The sequence below is a fragment of the Paenibacillus sp. FSL K6-0108 genome (assembly GCF_045040695.1).
Classification (GTDB): domain Bacteria; phylum Bacillota; class Bacilli; order Paenibacillales; family Paenibacillaceae; genus Paenibacillus; species Paenibacillus pabuli_B.
This window is the reverse complement of record NZ_CP150288.1, coordinates 1,436,701-1,453,623: the sequence shown is the minus strand read 5'-3', so window position 1 is coordinate 1,453,623 and position 16,923 is coordinate 1,436,701. Positions and strand designations below refer to the sequence as shown.

Below are 16,923 nucleotides of genomic sequence, written 5' to 3'. Positions count from 1 at the left end.
CAGATTTTATTTCGAATCTTCATCCCAGGACCATTCTTCTAGATTGGATGTCACCGGCCAGCCGTGACCATGTGGATGAATTTGCTGCTCGCCGATATCCAGACCATTCTTCACCAAATACAGATGATCAATGTTCACCAACCATGCCCATGGTGCATCACCCTGGTAACTGAACCCTGTCGATCCATCCCACTCCGCCTTTTGCCAGAAGGGCAGTGCCTCCTCTTCCGTTGTTGCTTGCAGAGCCTGCTGCATCCAGTGGTCCACGGTTGGATTACTGTACAATCCCGTGTTGTAATATCCTTCGCCTTTATGTTTGCTGCTGTAGAGATTGTAGGTTTCAAGCGGATCATGACTTCCCCAACCAAATAATACGGCATTGGTATAGGCCAGCTTTTTTGTCTCTTCCCGGCTCTTGCCCTCTACATTGACCTTGATCCCTGCCTGAGCTACCATATCCGCAGCAGCCAGTGCCAGAGATTGTCTCGTTAGATCCCCTGCAAAATAAAGCAAATTGAACTCGGCCTTTGTGCCATTCTTCTCGACAATTCCGTCACCGTCTGTATCCACCCAGCCGCCATCAGCCAGAATCCGCTTCGCTTCGTCTATATTTGCATCTGCAAATACAGAACCCGGATTGCTCCACGGCAGATCGTCGCTGACCGAATAGGCCGGACGACCATGCCCCTCCAGTACCCCTTCCACCAATGCAGTCCGATCAATCGCCACATTTACCGCTTTGCGAATGGAGATGTCGGATGTAACATCATTACCTGCCGGCAGGCCGTCACCAGACTTCGCACCTGCGGGTTGCATCGGGAACATGATGCCACGGTTATCGACTGTTTTCACTGATTCCAGCTTCATGCCGTTCACCTGCTGCTTGCTGAACGCGGCCGGGATCGCCGCGATATCGACTGTTCCGGCTTGTGCCGCCGCAAAGGCTGCATCTTCATCCAGATAGAGAAACGTCAGTTTATGGAATGTGGACTTTTTCCCGTAATATTGTTCGTTTGCTTCGACGATCGCCTGCTGACCCTTATCCCATTGCACCAGCTTGTATGGACCAGACCCAACCGGATGCTCGGCATAATCAGGACCATAGGCGTGCTCAGGCACAATTCCGAGTGTCGTCAGCAGACTGATAAACGTGGACTGCGGCGACTTTAATGTAAAGACGACCGTTGTCTTATCCGGTGCTTCCACATCAGCCATATTGGTCAAATCGATAACCGAACCACTCTTGGCAGCCGTTTCAAATGTAAACCTGACATCTTCGGCCGTCAGTGGCTCGCCATCGGAGAATTTTACATCATCCCGGAGTGTGACTGTCCAGGTTAGTCCATCTTCACTGACGGAATGATTCGTCGCCAAATCATTCACGAGTTGAAGCTTGGCATCCCTTTTCAACAAGGTACTTTGAAAGAGTGGCGAACCGTATTGCCCCCAACCTGTCGTTGGATCAAATCCACCTTCCGGTTCTGTACCAACGGCCAGCACAAGTTCATCCTTGGGAAGAGAGGCCGCCTGCTGTACGGTTTCTGTTGCTGATGATGATCCTTGCGCACATCCCGATAGTCCAACTGTGCATATTAGTAAAATGACAACTCCCGCTCTAACGGATCGTTTCCCCCATGAAAATCCGCGCATTTACGTTGTTCCCCCTTCAATTTTTACGATTCAACCAATTCCGTGTTACTTTTTTTGAAAATTGTAGCACAAAACAGTTTTGTTGTGTCAACAAACTTAACTTCAAAATCCATTTATTTTCATTTACAGGGAATTTAAATGAGATTAACAGGGGGTTCCGTAGATGATACAGCGCTTCAAGTTAGGTATTATAACAAAATAAAAAGAACAACAGATTATTGGTAATGGACCAATAATCTGTTGTTCGAAATACGAGCTATGGACAAAGTCGGCTAAGCCAATGAACCGGTTATTGAAATTTTGAAAGTTAATCCGTTGAAGAATCAGGAGAATGGTCAGGATGGTGATGGCTTTGTTGATTTTGGCTGTGATCATGGTTGTGCGGACTGTGGTGGCTTGCCATTTTGTTGAGCTCATCCACATACGTTACAGACAGCTCTGCATACAGTACTCCTTTTTGAACCTGGATCTGCTGATGCAGATGACGCAATCGTCCCAGGTTGCCCCGTACCGCAATGACCTCCAGACACTGATCATGGTTCAGGTGCACATGCATATTGGAGATGATGTCATGGTGTGCCTCGTGCTGCAGCTCCATTAACCGAATAGGAAGATCACTGATATGGTGGTCATACACCATCACAATGGTTCCAGCTACATCCTGCTCGGAATGCAATGCAGAAGGCTCCAGCAATGTTTTACGGACCAAATCACGGAAAGCTTCCGAACGATTCTTATACCCCTGCTCTTCGATATAGCTGTCAAACTGTTCAATCAGAGGCGTGGGAAATGCCACACCGAACCGGGTCAAATCTTCTTTGTCTGCCATTCATATCCTCCTGCCGCCTCGTTTGCTTCGAGTGTACCACAGTCCTGTCTTCTCATCGACTATACTGTTGTTTTTTGGTAGTGGCCGAAAGGATAATGTAGCTCGCTTTTTATTTAGGTCTCTTGGTCAGTTCCTGACTGACCTTGGCATAAGTAACACTTACCTTCTGTTCCAGTGTGTAGATATGTTGTTTGGAGCCTGCCCATTTCTCTGCTGCTGCAGCTAAGGAGTTCAACGAGCTTAGTACACGTGACGACTGGCCTTGCTTTGTGCTCTGTTTGAACTGCTGCAACGCGTTTGAATATCGCTCTCTCGACAGGCTCGCCTGTTTTTTGCCCGTTTGAATCTGCTTCTTCACCGAATCAGCTCCAGCCAGTAAAGTTCGCAACCGTTTCACTTCTGTGCTCTTTCGTTTACGGGCTTCGGCAAGCTCCTTTTTCTTGAAACGAATGTCTTCCCGGGCAAGCTGAACAACGGGTTTCAACGTATCCGCTTGGGTGCGAATAGCGGCACTCCATTCCTTGTTTTTGATCGCTTTGGCGGCATCGAGCTGCTTATTCACTGAACTGTACAAGGCAAACAAAGGCTCATACTGTGCCTCGGTTTGTTTTACCTTTTCGGTTAGACCTGCAATTTTCGCGTCATCGATTTGCCTTATACCTACACGTAATTGTTCCAGCTCCTTGCTATTGGCGGCATGAATGGTCTTTGTCTTTTGTTCCCAAGCTTGTTCCTGCGTCGTCCAGTTGCCAACGTTCTCGTACGCTCGTTGCAGAGACAACTTGGTCTGCGAATCGGCCTTGCTCAGCACGGTTTCCCACGCCTTCTGGGCGGTTACACCAAGCTCAGGGCCCGCTGCTTCAGCAACGGAGGAATAATACATCACACTCATACTGAATAGGATGATGAGTCCCAGGCTCATACGGGTCCATACGTTAGCGCAAAGGTTTGGGCGTGACCCGTATCGGTTGCTCAGGTTGCTCATGAAACTATGATTCTTCATGCTCCTCATATGGTATTGGTTCATAATTTGTTGCTTGTCTTCATTTCCCTCAAATATGCCGTGTTCCCTGATTTGTGTTGCACACGAACAAAGACCCGCCTGATGATTTTCCTTTTCTTCCAAAATTCCAGTTTGCATTCTCTTCTGCTCCCTTCAATTCGATAGATAGAACATGCTGGATGTGCCTGTGCGGTAGTTCGATTACGATCCCTGGTATAAAAACTGGCAAAAAAACAAAAAAAGCACCCGCAAGTCAGGCGTATTGCCTGCTCTTACGGGTGCTTCCCTCATAAACCGTTCTATATGGGATTCGCCGAAATGGTCATCATTTCGATTCGAACCACTACCTTTTTCTAATATATTCCATACTTGTATTCTGGTCAAGTCAGATAGAGAAATCAACATATTAACCGGGAGAACCCTTCCCGCTTGCAGATTACTTTACCGTCCAGCCAGGATGGCTTTCATTTCTTCTGTCAGGTCTTCTTCTTTCAGGATCATGTAAATGTTCTCCCCCTGGGTAACATTCAACTTGATCTGATAGATGGTATCTTTCTCTGTTTGATAACCGGACCTTTGACGTTGAAGCAATTCGCTGATAATTTTTTTATTTTTGGTAGCGATCTGTTTGTTGCCACTTAAATTCCCGTCCACATATTCTGACTGAGGGTACACCATCTGAGGATTTCCGGGACTGTTAATCTCTTGCTTCACAAACTGCGCGGAAGCCACCTCATCTACTGAAAATTCCAGTTGTTCGTATAATTTGTTTTCTTTCAGCCAATTCAATACCCGATCATAGCTTGGTTTGATCTCAAAATTCCACATCTCCTTAGGCTGAAAAGGATCATTCGATGAAGAATCCTGATTCATTTCCGCAAATGCAAAAGACTGCCACGGGGAACGTTGCTCCTCGTAAGTCTGGTCCATAATGTCCTGCTTCAGCAATTCCTTGAACTCACGAACTTGCTGCGGACTACTGATATATACCTTCAGATAAGGACTAATGGTTGAGCGAATTCCAATACTCAGCGCGTCCTCTTCTAGCTTATACGTATCGTATGCAACTCTTTTGTAGTCCTGGGTCTGTTTCAAAGTCATTAATTCCTGACGGAACTCCGCTTCGGGAATGTAGTATTTACGTTTCATCACCTTGCCGTTATCCAGCTTGTAATTAATAAACACATACTCGTCATTACGCATACCTGGATTGATGGGATCATCCAGCAAAGACAGATCAGAATCCACGATCTTCTGATGAAGAGCAATAACAGCTTTCATATATTCAGAATCACTTGAATAGAAAGGACCATCATCCATTTTCGATGAGACACCGTTAGTATAAGTGTATCTCTCTCCACCTAGCTTGATACTGTTAACCTTGTTCAACTCAGGCACTCGTGCAGCATATCCATTCCAGCTGGCAACAGGCACGTACAAAATCAATCCGGCGACGATAGCATATAAAACCATCTTGGGCAGCAGCTTGCTGCTCCAAATCAACCACGTCTTGCGAATAATCATCTCGGCTACAATATAACCGACAACTCCACCGAGGATATATCCGAAAATTCCCCACCCCGATGATCCTCTTGGAGCAATAATGGTGAAGTAGGCTCCGCTAATTAAAACCAGCGTAAACATTAAACCAAATCGGAATATGGGTTTAACAAGTGTAAATGTCACCGCTTGGGTAGCAGATTCCACCTGTCTCTTCGCATAGAATACGTAAGATAACAGAATGAACAACACTGTCAATATGTAATAAATAATGAGTTCCCAACCGATCACAGGAGCTCCACTAATCGAACCCATGCGAAGAACTAAAGATATTTTTTCTGCATTTCGCCCAACATCATCGTACGGATATCCAAGCAGGTAATGTTGAAGATGCAAGGAAAAAATGAACCATACAACAACAGGCAACAGTAGGAGTGCGTATACGGTGAGTCCCTGTAATACAGACTGTCCAATGCACATGCCTACCACCACGGTCAGCATGAACATAAACAGCGAGTAAATGCTCATACTGAGGCCCCACATCCAGATTGAACTACCACCGAAAGTAAAAGCTGGATGATCCAGTACTGCCCATACCCAACCGGTTATTGCTGCGGTAATCCAGACCGGAACCAAAGTCACGACGAACCCCGTCAACAAATTAACGGTTAACAGATGCTTGCGGCGCAGCGGCAAACTGTGGAACAGATCCGAAGGTGCACCAGATTGCATATAACGGAATAAAAATATACCCGCAGCTACCGGAAACGTAATGGCAAACAGAATTTGCACTTCCCCATTCGCCTGGAACAAGCTGGTAATCTGCTGTGGTACTTCCCGGTACTCTGTACCGATATAGAGCGGCAGCGAAAACAACAACGTGAGCAGATACAAAATGCCAATCCATCCATGCTGCCTGAAATTTTGGAACAGGATGCCCCGGTTACAGAACAATCGGTTGAATATCATATCCTGCATCCTCCATTTCATAGATAAATATTTCTTCCAGCGTCAGCGGCAGCACATCCAGCAGATAGGGATCAAGTGCACGGAAGCGTTCCGTTACAGCCTCGCGATTGCCTTTCACAATAAACAGGGATACACTGCCACGCTTCTCTTCATGCAGAATATTCACCTGTTCCTCCATAGCCTTGGCATGATCCGGATGACGGAATGCGACCTGTATTTTATGCGTATCAGCCTTCAGATCATCCAGATCTTTCTCTACGATAATCCGGCCTTTGTGCATGATGGCAACATGGTCGCACAGGTCTTCAATTTCGCGCAAGTTGTGAGACGAGATCAGTATCGTCACCTGACGCTCCGCTGCTTCCTGGAACAGCAGATTTTTGATCTGCTGCCGCATGACCGGATCGAGTCCATCGATCGGCTCATCCATGAGCAGCACTTCGGGCATACAGCTAAGTCCAAGCCATACGGCTGCCTGACGGCGCATGCCTTTGGACATGCGATGCAGTTTACGTTTGACATCCAATTTAAAAACACTGCCAAGTTGCACAAAACGTTCCTCATTCCAGCGCGGATATATCGAACGATAGAAGGCAGCCATCTGATGGATGGACGATTGCGGGAAAAAGTATGGCGCGTCTGCCATAAAAATGGTACGTCCCTTGAGGTCCATATTTTCATATATTTCTTGTCCTTCAATGCGAACCGTTCCACTATCCTGACGATAGATGCCTGCCAGTATTTTGAGCAGCGATGTTTTGCCTGCCCCGTTGGAACCGAGCAAACCGTAGATCGACCCCTTATGTACTTGCATCGTGACTCCATCAACGGCTTTTTCCTGTTCAAATGCCTTAATGACCTGATTCAGCTCAATCATGAGGCTCCCCCTTCTCTATACGGGCCATCGCTTCCTCAAATAAAAGCGTCATATCGGCTTTGCTCAAACCGGAATATGAAGCTTCCGCAATCAGCTTCACCAGAGCGGCTCTGATTTCATCTCTCATGGCTGCATTCGGATGTTCCACGGACGATGATACAAAGCTCCCTTTTCCCTGCAATGAATAGATATAACCTTCACGTTCAAGTTCCCGGTACGCTTTCTGAATCGTATTTGGATTAACCGTGAGCTGCCCGGACAGTGTGCGAACGGAAGGCAGCTGCTCTTCGGGTTGGAGAACACCGTACACGATCATTTCTTTGATTTTGTCCACTAGCTGCTCATAGATCGCCTTACGGCTGCGTACATCCAATTCGAACATCCCGCACCTCCTCTCTATAAATGTGGTAATACCCTATTGATGAACGATGACTGTATTTTGAAGTGTATGTTTTCAACGCTAAGGTGTATTAACTGTATTACTATTATTAATACAGTTAATACAGATTGTCAACCATTTACTTTGACTTATCTTATTTTTCGCGTTACGTTTATATATGATCAAAATGACATATCAGCCTAAGAAATAGATTGCTCTGGATTTTATGAGAGGCCATTTTCGGGATCAGATTAGTTCGAGTGACGGATTGGTTCATGGGGGTTATTGTTAACGTTGGACAAACTGCTTTTGTGTTAAATACGTTCAGAGGTTGTTCTGATCTTTGCCCTTCCGGTATGATGGAGAAGAACGTTGTGCTCGTACACTGGTTCTCTTACTTGCTTCGCTCGTTTCTTGTACAGTTGGCCTAACGTCTGACATATGCGTACATATTTTATAGATAGCTTTTAACAACCTCAATAAGGGAGAATCCGGGATGAATGAACAGAAACAGAATGATTCCATAGAACGTAATCGCCCAGAAACGACAAGCGTGTCAAATAGCTTTGAAACTAAATCGGCAGCCAAAGCTTCGGCACAGCGTGTATTAATCGTAACCGCCGTTGATGCGGAAAAAGAGGCTGTACTCCGCGGCTTGGGTGACCAAGCTGCGTGCTTTGATGTGATTGCTGCGGGTGTAGGCCCTGCCTCGGCCGCAGCAGGAACCGCTGCCGCGCTGGCCTTTGCCTCAGCAGCGGCTGGCGCACATGCGCTGGCGCAAGGCACCGCCGCGCCAAGCGAAACCGATGCGGCACAAGCATCTGCCGCATCCTCAAGGCCGGGGCCCCTGGCCGGGACCGGACTGACCCCAGCGTACACGCTGGTGGTCAGTGCCGGCATCGGCGGCGGGTTCCCCGGCCGGGCAGACGTCGGCTCCATCGTGGTAGCCGACGCCATGGTTGCTGCCGATCTGGGCTCGCAGACGCCAGACGGCTTCCTCAGCGTGGACGAGCTGGGCTTCGGCTCGTCCCGTGTAGCGGCAGACGCGGTGCTTGCCGCGCGCCTGCGCCATGAGCTGCAGCGGGCAGGGCTCGCTGTCAGCGGAGGCACGGCGGTCACCGTAACCACGGCGACCGGAACGGCCGAGACGGCCGCGGAGCTGCTGCGCCGCGTGCCGGATGCCGCCGCCGAAGGCATGGAAGGCTTCGGCGTGGCAACCGCAGCCCAGCAGTTCGGCGTGCCAGCACTCGAACTGCGGGCCATATCCAACGCGGTCGGTCCACGCGACCGCGATGCCTGGCGCATCAAGGACGCCCTGGATGCGCTCCAGGCTGCAAGTTCCATTTTACGGGAGGTATTTACATCATGAAAATTGCATTTTCCCCTTGTCCCAACGATACATTTATCTTTCACGCCTGGGTGCACGGACTGATTCCTGGTGCACCTGAGCTTGATGTCAGTTATGCGGACATCGATATTACCAACGGCCTTGCGGCTAATCCGGATGGTCCGGATACACCTGAAGTGATGAAAATATCCTATGCAGCGCTTCCTTATGTGCTGAAAGATTATGCGCTCTTGCCTGCAGGCGGCGCACTTGGCAGAGGATGTGGCCCACTAGTTCTGACTGCTAATGGCACAACCGATCCCGGCTATCTGTCCGGACGTCGGGTTGCCGTGCCAAGCGAACGTTCAACAGCCTACCTGTTATTCCGTCTCTGGGCAGCACAAAATGTTCCCGGCGGCGTAGGCGAGATTGTCGTTATGCCTTTCGACCAAATTATGCCTGCTGTCCGTGATGGCAAGATCGATGCTGGTCTGGTTATCCATGAAGCACGCTTCACGTACCAGAACTACGATCTCAAACTTATGACTGATCTCGGTAACTGGTGGGAGAGCGACACTGGCCTGCCGATTCCGCTGGGGGCGATCATTGCCCGCCGCAACCTGGATGCTCATGCTCTTGCGGGTTGGGCACGTGCCTCTGTGGAATACGCTTGGGCGCATCCGGATGAGTCCAAAGCATATGTCATGGAACATGCACAAGAGATGGACCCCGATGTAACTGCACAGCATATCGGCTTGTACGTTAACGAGTTCAGCGCCAACCTGGGCGATGATGGTTACGGTGCAATTACAGCGTTGCTTGGACGAGCGATGAAAGAAGGACTTGTTCCCGAGTTCGATCTGGATTTGCTTCGGATTTAATTCGCCAAAAATTAAGTTTAATACATTCATGCATAAGGACATGCTTTTGCTTTACATTTCGATCGTTTACAGTTCATTCTTTCTATCTCACTGCTGCCCGCTGCTTTCGTACTCTTGACCTACGACGTAGTGATGTGACCCAGGCGCTAACGAATCGGTAACATCTTATTAGGCAGAAATAAGCCATATGGAAATCCTAACGAACCTCAATCACGTTATTTCGATAAAACTCGACAAAAAGACAGAAAAAACAGGAATATCGATACTATAACGCTTCTGTGATTCGTTAGATTCCGGGATCTGTAGATAATCACTCCATAACGTGACTCAGGTTCATTAAATGTGACGGCTGGGCGAATCAGGCTATCCATCCGATCCTCTGTGTTACGCCATTGGTTGGTGTGGTATGAGTGCTTGAGTTGCAACGCTGTTAACCCGCTATCGTTGTACGTATGGATGTAACTATTCACTGTCATTCGGTTTTTGCACAGGTACAAAAATCAATAATGATAAAATAACAAATTAAGTGTTGTATGCGGCACAGATGTTTAATAAAATGTGAGTAAGACAAAAATAAGAGTAGCCCGGCCAGGCTACTCCTGCACAGCATTTGTAGTGGGATTACCTCCGAGTCTGTTGCATAATCAGAAGAAGTAACCCGCACTTTGGCTCTCAACCTGTGGCGGGTTACTTTCTTTTACGGTCAATGTATGTCAGGAGCGCAATAAGAAACGTTGCGAACATGATAACATCCGAAAAAGCGAGTTTTCATAGACATCACCTCCTACTGAAGGCTTGTCTATACCCACCACAAATTGGCTGTACAGTTTAAATTATACCAGCACAGGGACACTCAGACGAGTGTCTTTTTATGTTGCTGTTTTCTTTTACAAAATCGAGATTTTGCACGTATATCTATAGCTCTACAACCAACATAACCCCCCGAACACATTGACACTAATGATCCAAAACACTCCGCACAACTTATAACCACTAACTCTAACCACTCATACATCCAATGTGCAAGCGCAAAAGTTGGTCCGCACGACGGACAACCCCGATAATCCAGCACTTATTACACCACCTGCAACACCTAGCGAGCGATGAGGCGTATGGTGCGAAACGGACCATCCAGGGTTCACCTTTCACTATGTGACCGTCACCACTCAATTACTCCCCTACTACCGTGCGAATCATAATCCGCAGAGCATCCAGCATCATGGGGATCGGGAGCGACGGCACGGAAGGCTGAAGCACGGCCATCTCCGTAGAAGCCGGAAAATGTACAAATCCGGCACGAATTGGCAGCTGTTTCAATCGGATATGATCCAGCACCCGGTACATCGTATTGTTGCAAATATACGTGCCTGCCGTATTGGACACCGCTGCCGGGATGCCTGCTGCCCCCATGTTATTCACCATCGCGCGAATCGGCAATGTGGAGAACAGGCCGTCCGGGCTGCCATCCACGATGAGCTCGTCCACAGGATGCTGGCCCTGGTTGTCTGCATAAGAGCCGGGAGGAATGTCTTTGATATTAACAGCAATCCGTTCAGGCGTAATGGCCGTTCTGCCTTTGGCCAAACCACAGGCGATGACAACATCCGGCTGCCAGGATTCCATTTCTGCAATCAGCAGATCCGCACATTCATCGAAGTGCACAGGCAGCAGCACTGTTTTTAGTTCCGCTCCCTGCATCACTTCATGTGCAATGGCCTCCATCAGCTCTCCTGTCGGATTTACCGTATCCCCGCCAAAGGGCTCGAATCCGGAGATCAGTATCTTCACCATCGCTTCTCCACTCCTGTCTATTTACTCGGATTTGTATCGCAGGCCCCACTGTCCACGGATCGTGTCCATCAGCTTCATGATTTCCAGGGATTCGTCCAGCTGGATCGTTCTGCTCTCTGTACGTCCTTCCAGCATGCAGCGCCCTGCTTCCTCCGCTTCAAACGCATATCCAATACACGTCCGGTCATCGGTAAATTTCTCCGGTTCATCCTGACCGTTCACATGCAGATAGGCTTCTTTGCCTGCCAGGAAAAACGGTAAACGAATGTAACCTTCTGTGCCATAGATGACCGCTTCGTTACTCAGGTTCAGACGAATGGCCCCATTCAGCGAGGCAGAACGACCATCGGAATACGACAACAGTACGGAGAATTGTTCGTCCACACCCGTCTCTCCAATATTCGCTGTACTCCACACATGCTGAGGCTGCTCGCCAAAAATCATGGACGCAAACGAGATTGGGTACACTCCCGCATCGAGCAAAGCACCTCCACCCAGATCCGGGTTAAGCAACCTGCCTTCCGGCTCCCAACCTACGCGGAAACCAAAGTCTGCTTTGACCAAACGCACCTCGCCGATTCTGCCTTCCGCAATCCATGCTCTGGCCTGGGTAATCGGGGGCAGAAAGCGTGTCCACATGCCTTCCATAAGAAAAAGCTTGCGCTCACGCGCCTTCTCCACCAGCTGCTCCAGCTGACGGGCATTCATCGTAAACGGTTTCTCACAGAGCACCGCTTTGCCCGCTTCCAGACAAGCCAGCACATTTTCCTTATGTAGCGGATGCGGTGTTGCCACATAAATAATATCCACTTCAGGGTCCTGCAGCATCTCATCATATGAACCGTAAGCGCGTGCAAAACCATATTCAGCTGCAAACTTCTCTGCGCTACCCGCAGTTCGTGAACCTACCGCCGCTTTCACAGCGTTCCCGGCATGCTCCAGATCTCGGGCGAATTGAGATGCAATCCATCCCGTACCCATAATGCCCCAATTTACTTTGTCCCGCCCAACAACTTTCGTCATATTAAAGCCTCCTCTGGTATGCAAATTTTAAAAAGATAACGATTTCGATTAGGCCGACATAGAGTCTTCTTTATTTTACCAAAAAGAATCACTTACGTCAGAGCGGTTTCATCTTTCACATGTAAAGCTTTATATCCGATAAACTTAAATTGCATGTTCTAATTTATGAACTACATTCCATGATCTAATTGAGACTTACTCTCATTTCAATTTTTTTCGTATTTTTGCTAAGATGATTGCAGAACACGGATGAAAGGACGAGTCGACTTTGTCCACACTTTTAACCATAGATAAACTAGTGAAACGTATCGGTTTAACCGAGCAGCGTATTTTATTTCAACATGTGAACGCAGTGGTAGATCAGGGAGAGCGCATTGCCATACTCGGTGCATCCGGCCAAGGGAAAAGTACATTGCTCCGCATTCTCGCCCTGCTGGATATTCCTGATGAAGGCGAACTGATCTGGAAAGGAATTTCTTATCGGGATTCGGACCCTCGTATTTGGCGCATGCGCATGACTTATGTCGCACAGCAGGCTGTCATGCTGGCAGGCAGTGTGGAAGATAACCTGAAAACGGTGCATCTGCTTCACAGGCAGCCTTACGATCAGGATCTGGCCCGTCGCCTGCTTGCGGGGATGGGGTTGGAGAATCTTGATATTCAAAAGCGGGCCATCGATCTCTCCGGAGGGGAGAAGCAGCGCATAGCCCTGATTCGTTCTATGATGCTGCGTCCGGAAGTCCTGTTATTGGATGAAGTGACTGCTTCCCTGGATCGGACCAACGCCCGCCTGGTGGAAGAACAATTGACCCGCTGGAGCCAGCAGGAAGGCACTTCCCTCGTCTGGGTCACCCATGATCAGGAACAGGCACAATCCTTCAGTACAACCACCTGGTTTATGGGTAATCAGACACTGCTGGAGCGCCAGCCGACAACTCATTTTTTTAACAAACCGGCTACTGAACTGGCCAGACAATTCATTATGCACCCTGCCCCTGCGGCAGAATAAGGAGAAATCATGTCTCTTATTGCGCTAAGTTTCACCATTATATTCGTGATGGTCACCATGCTCATCTCTGTCTGGCAGAAGCTTGATCTTGAAAAGGATATCGCCATAGGCACTATTCGTTCTGCTGTACAGCTGCTGCTTGTCGGATATGTACTTCAATTTATTTTCAACTCGGATCATCCCGCTCTCATCATTGCCATTGTCGGATTCATGATCACAGTAGCCTCCATTAATGCTGGCAAACGCGGCAAAGGACTTCGCTGGATCACCTTGTATATTGCTGCTGCAATAACCGTAACGGAGCTGCTCATGATGGGGCTGTTGTTAGGTCTGGGTATTGTTGAACCCACGCCCCAGTATATTATTCCTTTGAGCGGCATGACTATTGGTAATGCTATGGTGGTATCCGGGCTGTTCCTGAATCAGATGAAACGCGAGGTCGAATCCTCCAAAGGAGAGATTGAATCCCTGCTTGCACTGGGCGCAGCACCTAGACGTGCTTTTCAGGACGTATTGAAACGTTCCGTAAAATCCAGTATGATCCCCACGATCGATGGCATGAAAACGGTAGGACTCGTACAGCTTCCTGGCATGATGACAGGCATGATTATTGCGGGTGCCGATCCCGTTGAGGCTGTTCGTTATCAGATTTTAATCGTATTTGCTTTTACCAGTTCAGCCGCCATTACCAGCATTTTGCTCAGCCTGATGACGTACCGACAGTGGTTCACATCGGATATGCGGCTGCGCTCCCTATAATCCATCCCATCTGTCCGGAAAGGAGGTCACACCATGTTAACTCGTCCCAGCACCAATATGAACCGAAATACTGCCCACATGTTGACACAATCGGAGCAGCCGGACAGCAACAAAGAATCCATGACACGTACGGAAATGGATGCTTTTCTGAACGATGCGCTGCTCGAACTTCGTCAGGCAGAGCTGGTTACCGTGAATACGCATTGGCAATGGAGTCAAACCGAGCTTCCTCACCATACCTTTGTCTACATGCACAAATTCACGGGCAAGCTGGTAGCGAACGGTATCGAATCCCTTGTCGCCCGCAAGTCCGCCTTCCTGTGCACTCCGGGAACATCCCTGGAGCTTTACTCTGATACGAACCATGAGAATGAACTGTATATCATTCATTTCGATCTGTTTCGGGTTGCTGAGAAAACAAAAGAACGGCGAATATATGAGCGAGAGCTTGGTTCCCCTGTAACAGGATGGATTCAGGGCCCTTACTATGGGATACAGCGAATTGCCGCACAATTAACAACTGAAGCTTCACAGACCAGCCTGAAAGTGCAGCTGCTTCTGACCGATCTGCTTCATACGCTCTGGCCGCAGGAAGATCAGACGGATGCGGAAGGACAGGACGAGCCTGAGCATTGGCTCAGATCCACCTTGCAGTACATGCGGGAAAACTATATGAACGAAATCAAGCTAGAGAAGCTGGCAGAACTGGCAGGTATGCACCCGTCGTATTATTCACAGCTGTTCAAGAGCCGGATGCAGAAAAATCCTATCGAATATATCACTCATTTACGAATGAATCGGGCCAAGGAATGGCTCATGACTTCCGATCTGCGTATTCGTGATATCGCCCGCCAGGTAGGCTATCGGGACGAATTCTACTTCAGCCGCCGCTTCAGAAACCATGCCGGTTATGCGCCAACTTCCTATGCCAAGCAGGTACATCGAAATATCGTCTCACTCTCCTATCCATACACCGACCACCTGATGACGCTTGGCATCACACCCTGTGCAGCTCAAATCCAGGGCCATCTGCCCCATGTTCCGAAATCGTTGACGCTGCCGTTCCATGCCTATGAACCATGGGAACAGGGACGCCAGGCATTCCTGGATGTGAATCCCGATTTGATTCTGACCAAGGACAACGCAGCCGTTAAAGCGATGGAACATATCGGAGATGTCGCTCCAATCATCACCATCCCTTGGAATCAGACAGATATGTTTGGTCATTTGCAGAAAATTGCCTCTATTGTTGATCGTACTCAAGCGGCTAAGGAGTGGCTGGATCGGCATGAGCGCAAGGCGGAGCGGGCTCGCAAAAAGATCAGGGAGACAGCGGGTCAGGTCACCGTCGCGATCTGTACCTTAACTGCAAAAGGACCGCGTATGTACAGCAATCGTAACTTTGGTCATGTATTTTACCGCAGCCTGCAGCTTTCCCCTCCTGATCGAATTCAGAAGGAACTAACGGGCAAACCTGCCGGAGTGGGATTCAACTGGATGTCTTTCACGCCTGGAGAATGGGATGGCCTCGAAGCGGATGTGCTGCTGATTGCGGTTACGTCCATGTACGAACGTACTACTCTGTTGCAGCAGATTACTGCTGATCCATTGTGGAAAAACTATCCCGCGGTAAAAGCTGGGCGCGTACATGTCATAGACTGGAATTCATGGGTTGTATACGCTCCGTATTCCATCAACATCCAGCTCGATGAAGCGCTCTCTATGTTGACGAACAAACCAACATTTCTGTAATCTAAAAAAAGTCCATCTCTATAATCTTAATTTATGCCATGTACGGGCCTGAATTAAGATTTTATAATGTTCACTAATTGATAATGATAATCAATAACAACAGCAATGCGTTGTTGGTACCAAAGGAGTGACCCGCATTCAACATCCGGGACTATCACAACGTCCGTCTAAACCAAGAAAATCCGCAGTCACGGTTGGCCTAATGTTTTTGGCGGCCATTGCCGCACTGCTGCTTAGTATGTTTGTCGCCATTTCTCTTGGTGCCAAAGGGCTCACACTGGAGACCGTATGGACTGCCATATTTCAGTACAACCCGGCTTTAACGCCGCATCAGATTATTCACGAGCTGCGGCTGCCACGAGTCATTGCTGCTGCTGTGATTGGTGCCGCCTTTGCTGTGGCCGGAGCGCTCATGCAGGGAATCACACGCAATCCGCTGGCAGACACCGGCATTCTGGGGATCAATGCAGGCGCTACCTTTGTCGTGGCGCTCAGCTTCGCCTTCTGGCCGGGATTGCCTTATGGCTGGATTATGTTCCTGTCATTTGCAGGGGCTGTGCTTGGCACACTGCTCATTTTCCTGCTGGGTATGGCGGCACCCGGAGGCCTAACGTCTATCAGACTTACCGTTGCGGGTGCCGTTATTGCAGCCATGCTGAGTTCGCTAAGCACTGGTGTCGCCATATATTTCGACTTAAGTCAGGATTTGGCCTTCTGGTATGCGGGGGGGTTCGGGGGGATTGAATGGCGGCATCTGAAGCTGATTCTGCCCGTTCTGCTGGTCACTCTCGTGCTCATCATGCCCATGGCTCGCCGGATCTCCCTCATGTCGCTGGGAGAGGAAGTCGCCATTAATCTCGGAATCAACCTCCGCTGGACCAGGCTGTTTGCCTTGACCGCGGTTGTTGTGCTGGCTGGGGTATCCGTATCTGCTGTAGGCTCGATCGGCTTTGTTGGACTGGTCATTCCGCATATTTCCCGCAAATGGGTTGGTGTGGATTATCGACTCATCATTCCGATGTCCTCCCTGCTTGGAGCTGTCCTGCTGGTGCTCGCCGATCTGGGATCACGCATTGTGAACCCTCCTCAGGAACTGGCTGTAGGCATTATGGTCGCCTTTGTCGGTGTACCCTTCTTCCTCTATCTGGCCCGAAAAGAAAGGAGGGCCCTGTAG

14 protein-coding genes are annotated in these 16,923 nt (G+C 48.9%); 6 read left to right on the top strand and 8 right to left on the bottom strand.

The features are described 5' to 3' along the window. Positions 1-6: 6 nt before the first annotated feature. The 6 genes from MHB49_RS06585 to MHB49_RS06560 form a co-directional block, all read right to left on the bottom strand. Entirely contained in the window at positions 7-1,650 is a 1,644-nt protein-coding gene (locus MHB49_RS06585) for an ABC transporter substrate-binding protein (RefSeq protein ID WP_405155520.1), read from the bottom strand. Positions 1,651-1,957: 307 nt separating this feature from the next. Continuing rightward, positions 1,958-2,479, bottom strand: a complete 522-nt coding sequence (gene nikR / locus MHB49_RS06580; RefSeq protein ID WP_405155519.1) for a nickel-responsive transcriptional regulator NikR — start codon at positions 2,477-2,479, stop codon at positions 1,958-1,960. A 109-nt stretch (positions 2,480-2,588) separates the two neighbouring features. Then, a complete protein-coding gene (locus MHB49_RS06575; RefSeq protein WP_405155518.1) occupies positions 2,589-3,482 on the bottom strand; it encodes a hypothetical protein in 894 nt (297 codons plus the stop codon). Between the two features lie 441 nt (positions 3,483-3,923). Further along, positions 3,924-5,960 (bottom strand): hypothetical protein, encoded by a 2,037-nt coding sequence (locus tag MHB49_RS06570; RefSeq protein WP_405155517.1) that lies wholly within the window; start codon positions 5,958-5,960, stop codon positions 3,924-3,926. Continuing rightward, positions 5,926-6,828, bottom strand: a complete 903-nt coding sequence (locus MHB49_RS06565; protein WP_405155516.1) for an ABC transporter ATP-binding protein — start codon at positions 6,826-6,828, stop codon at positions 5,926-5,928. Before MHB49_RS06565 ends, MHB49_RS06570 begins: the two co-directional genes overlap by 35 nt. Further along, positions 6,821-7,210, bottom strand: a complete 390-nt coding sequence (locus MHB49_RS06560; protein ID WP_247901086.1) for a GntR family transcriptional regulator — start codon at positions 7,208-7,210, stop codon at positions 6,821-6,823. Before MHB49_RS06560 ends, MHB49_RS06565 begins: the two co-directional genes overlap by 8 nt. Before the next feature lie 493 nt (positions 7,211-7,703). Between MHB49_RS06560 and MHB49_RS06555 the strand changes: the two genes are divergently transcribed. After that, positions 7,704-8,576 (top strand): futalosine hydrolase, encoded by an 873-nt coding sequence (locus tag MHB49_RS06555; RefSeq protein ID WP_405155515.1) that lies wholly within the window; start codon positions 7,704-7,706, stop codon positions 8,574-8,576. After that, positions 8,573-9,415: a 1,4-dihydroxy-6-naphthoate synthase gene (locus MHB49_RS06550; RefSeq protein WP_405155514.1), complete on the top strand. Its 843-nt coding sequence runs from the start codon at positions 8,573-8,575 to the stop codon at positions 9,413-9,415. Before MHB49_RS06555 ends, MHB49_RS06550 begins: the two co-directional genes overlap by 4 nt. 1,170 nt (positions 9,416-10,585) lie before the next feature. Here the strand turns inward: MHB49_RS06550 and MHB49_RS06545 are convergent. Further along, positions 10,586-11,206, bottom strand: coding sequence for a pyroglutamyl-peptidase I (locus MHB49_RS06545; protein ID WP_405155513.1), 621 nt, complete (start codon positions 11,204-11,206; stop codon positions 10,586-10,588). Positions 11,207-11,227: 21 nt separating this feature from the next. Next, positions 11,228-12,229, bottom strand: a complete 1,002-nt coding sequence (locus MHB49_RS06540) for a Gfo/Idh/MocA family protein (protein ID WP_247901081.1) — start codon at positions 12,227-12,229, stop codon at positions 11,228-11,230. A gap of 268 nt (positions 12,230-12,497) precedes the next feature. Here MHB49_RS06540 and MHB49_RS06535 point away from each other — a divergent pair, with 268 nt between their 5' ends. The 4 genes from MHB49_RS06535 to MHB49_RS06520 all read left to right on the top strand — a co-directional run bounded on the left by MHB49_RS06535 (position 12,498) and on the right by MHB49_RS06520 (position 16,923). Next, a complete protein-coding gene (locus tag MHB49_RS06535; RefSeq protein WP_405155512.1) occupies positions 12,498-13,238 on the top strand; it encodes an ATP-binding cassette domain-containing protein in 741 nt (246 codons plus the stop codon). Between the two features lie 9 nt (positions 13,239-13,247). Continuing rightward, on the top strand, positions 13,248-13,997 hold the full coding sequence (locus MHB49_RS06530) for an ABC transporter permease (RefSeq protein WP_405155511.1): 750 nt from the start codon (positions 13,248-13,250) through the stop codon (positions 13,995-13,997). 33 nt (positions 13,998-14,030) lie between these two features. Further along, positions 14,031-15,749, top strand: coding sequence for a helix-turn-helix domain-containing protein (locus tag MHB49_RS06525; RefSeq protein WP_405155510.1), 1,719 nt, complete (start codon positions 14,031-14,033; stop codon positions 15,747-15,749). 202 nt (positions 15,750-15,951) lie between these two features. Continuing rightward, a complete protein-coding gene (locus tag MHB49_RS06520) occupies positions 15,952-16,923 on the top strand; it encodes an iron ABC transporter permease (RefSeq protein ID WP_247903043.1) in 972 nt (323 codons plus the stop codon).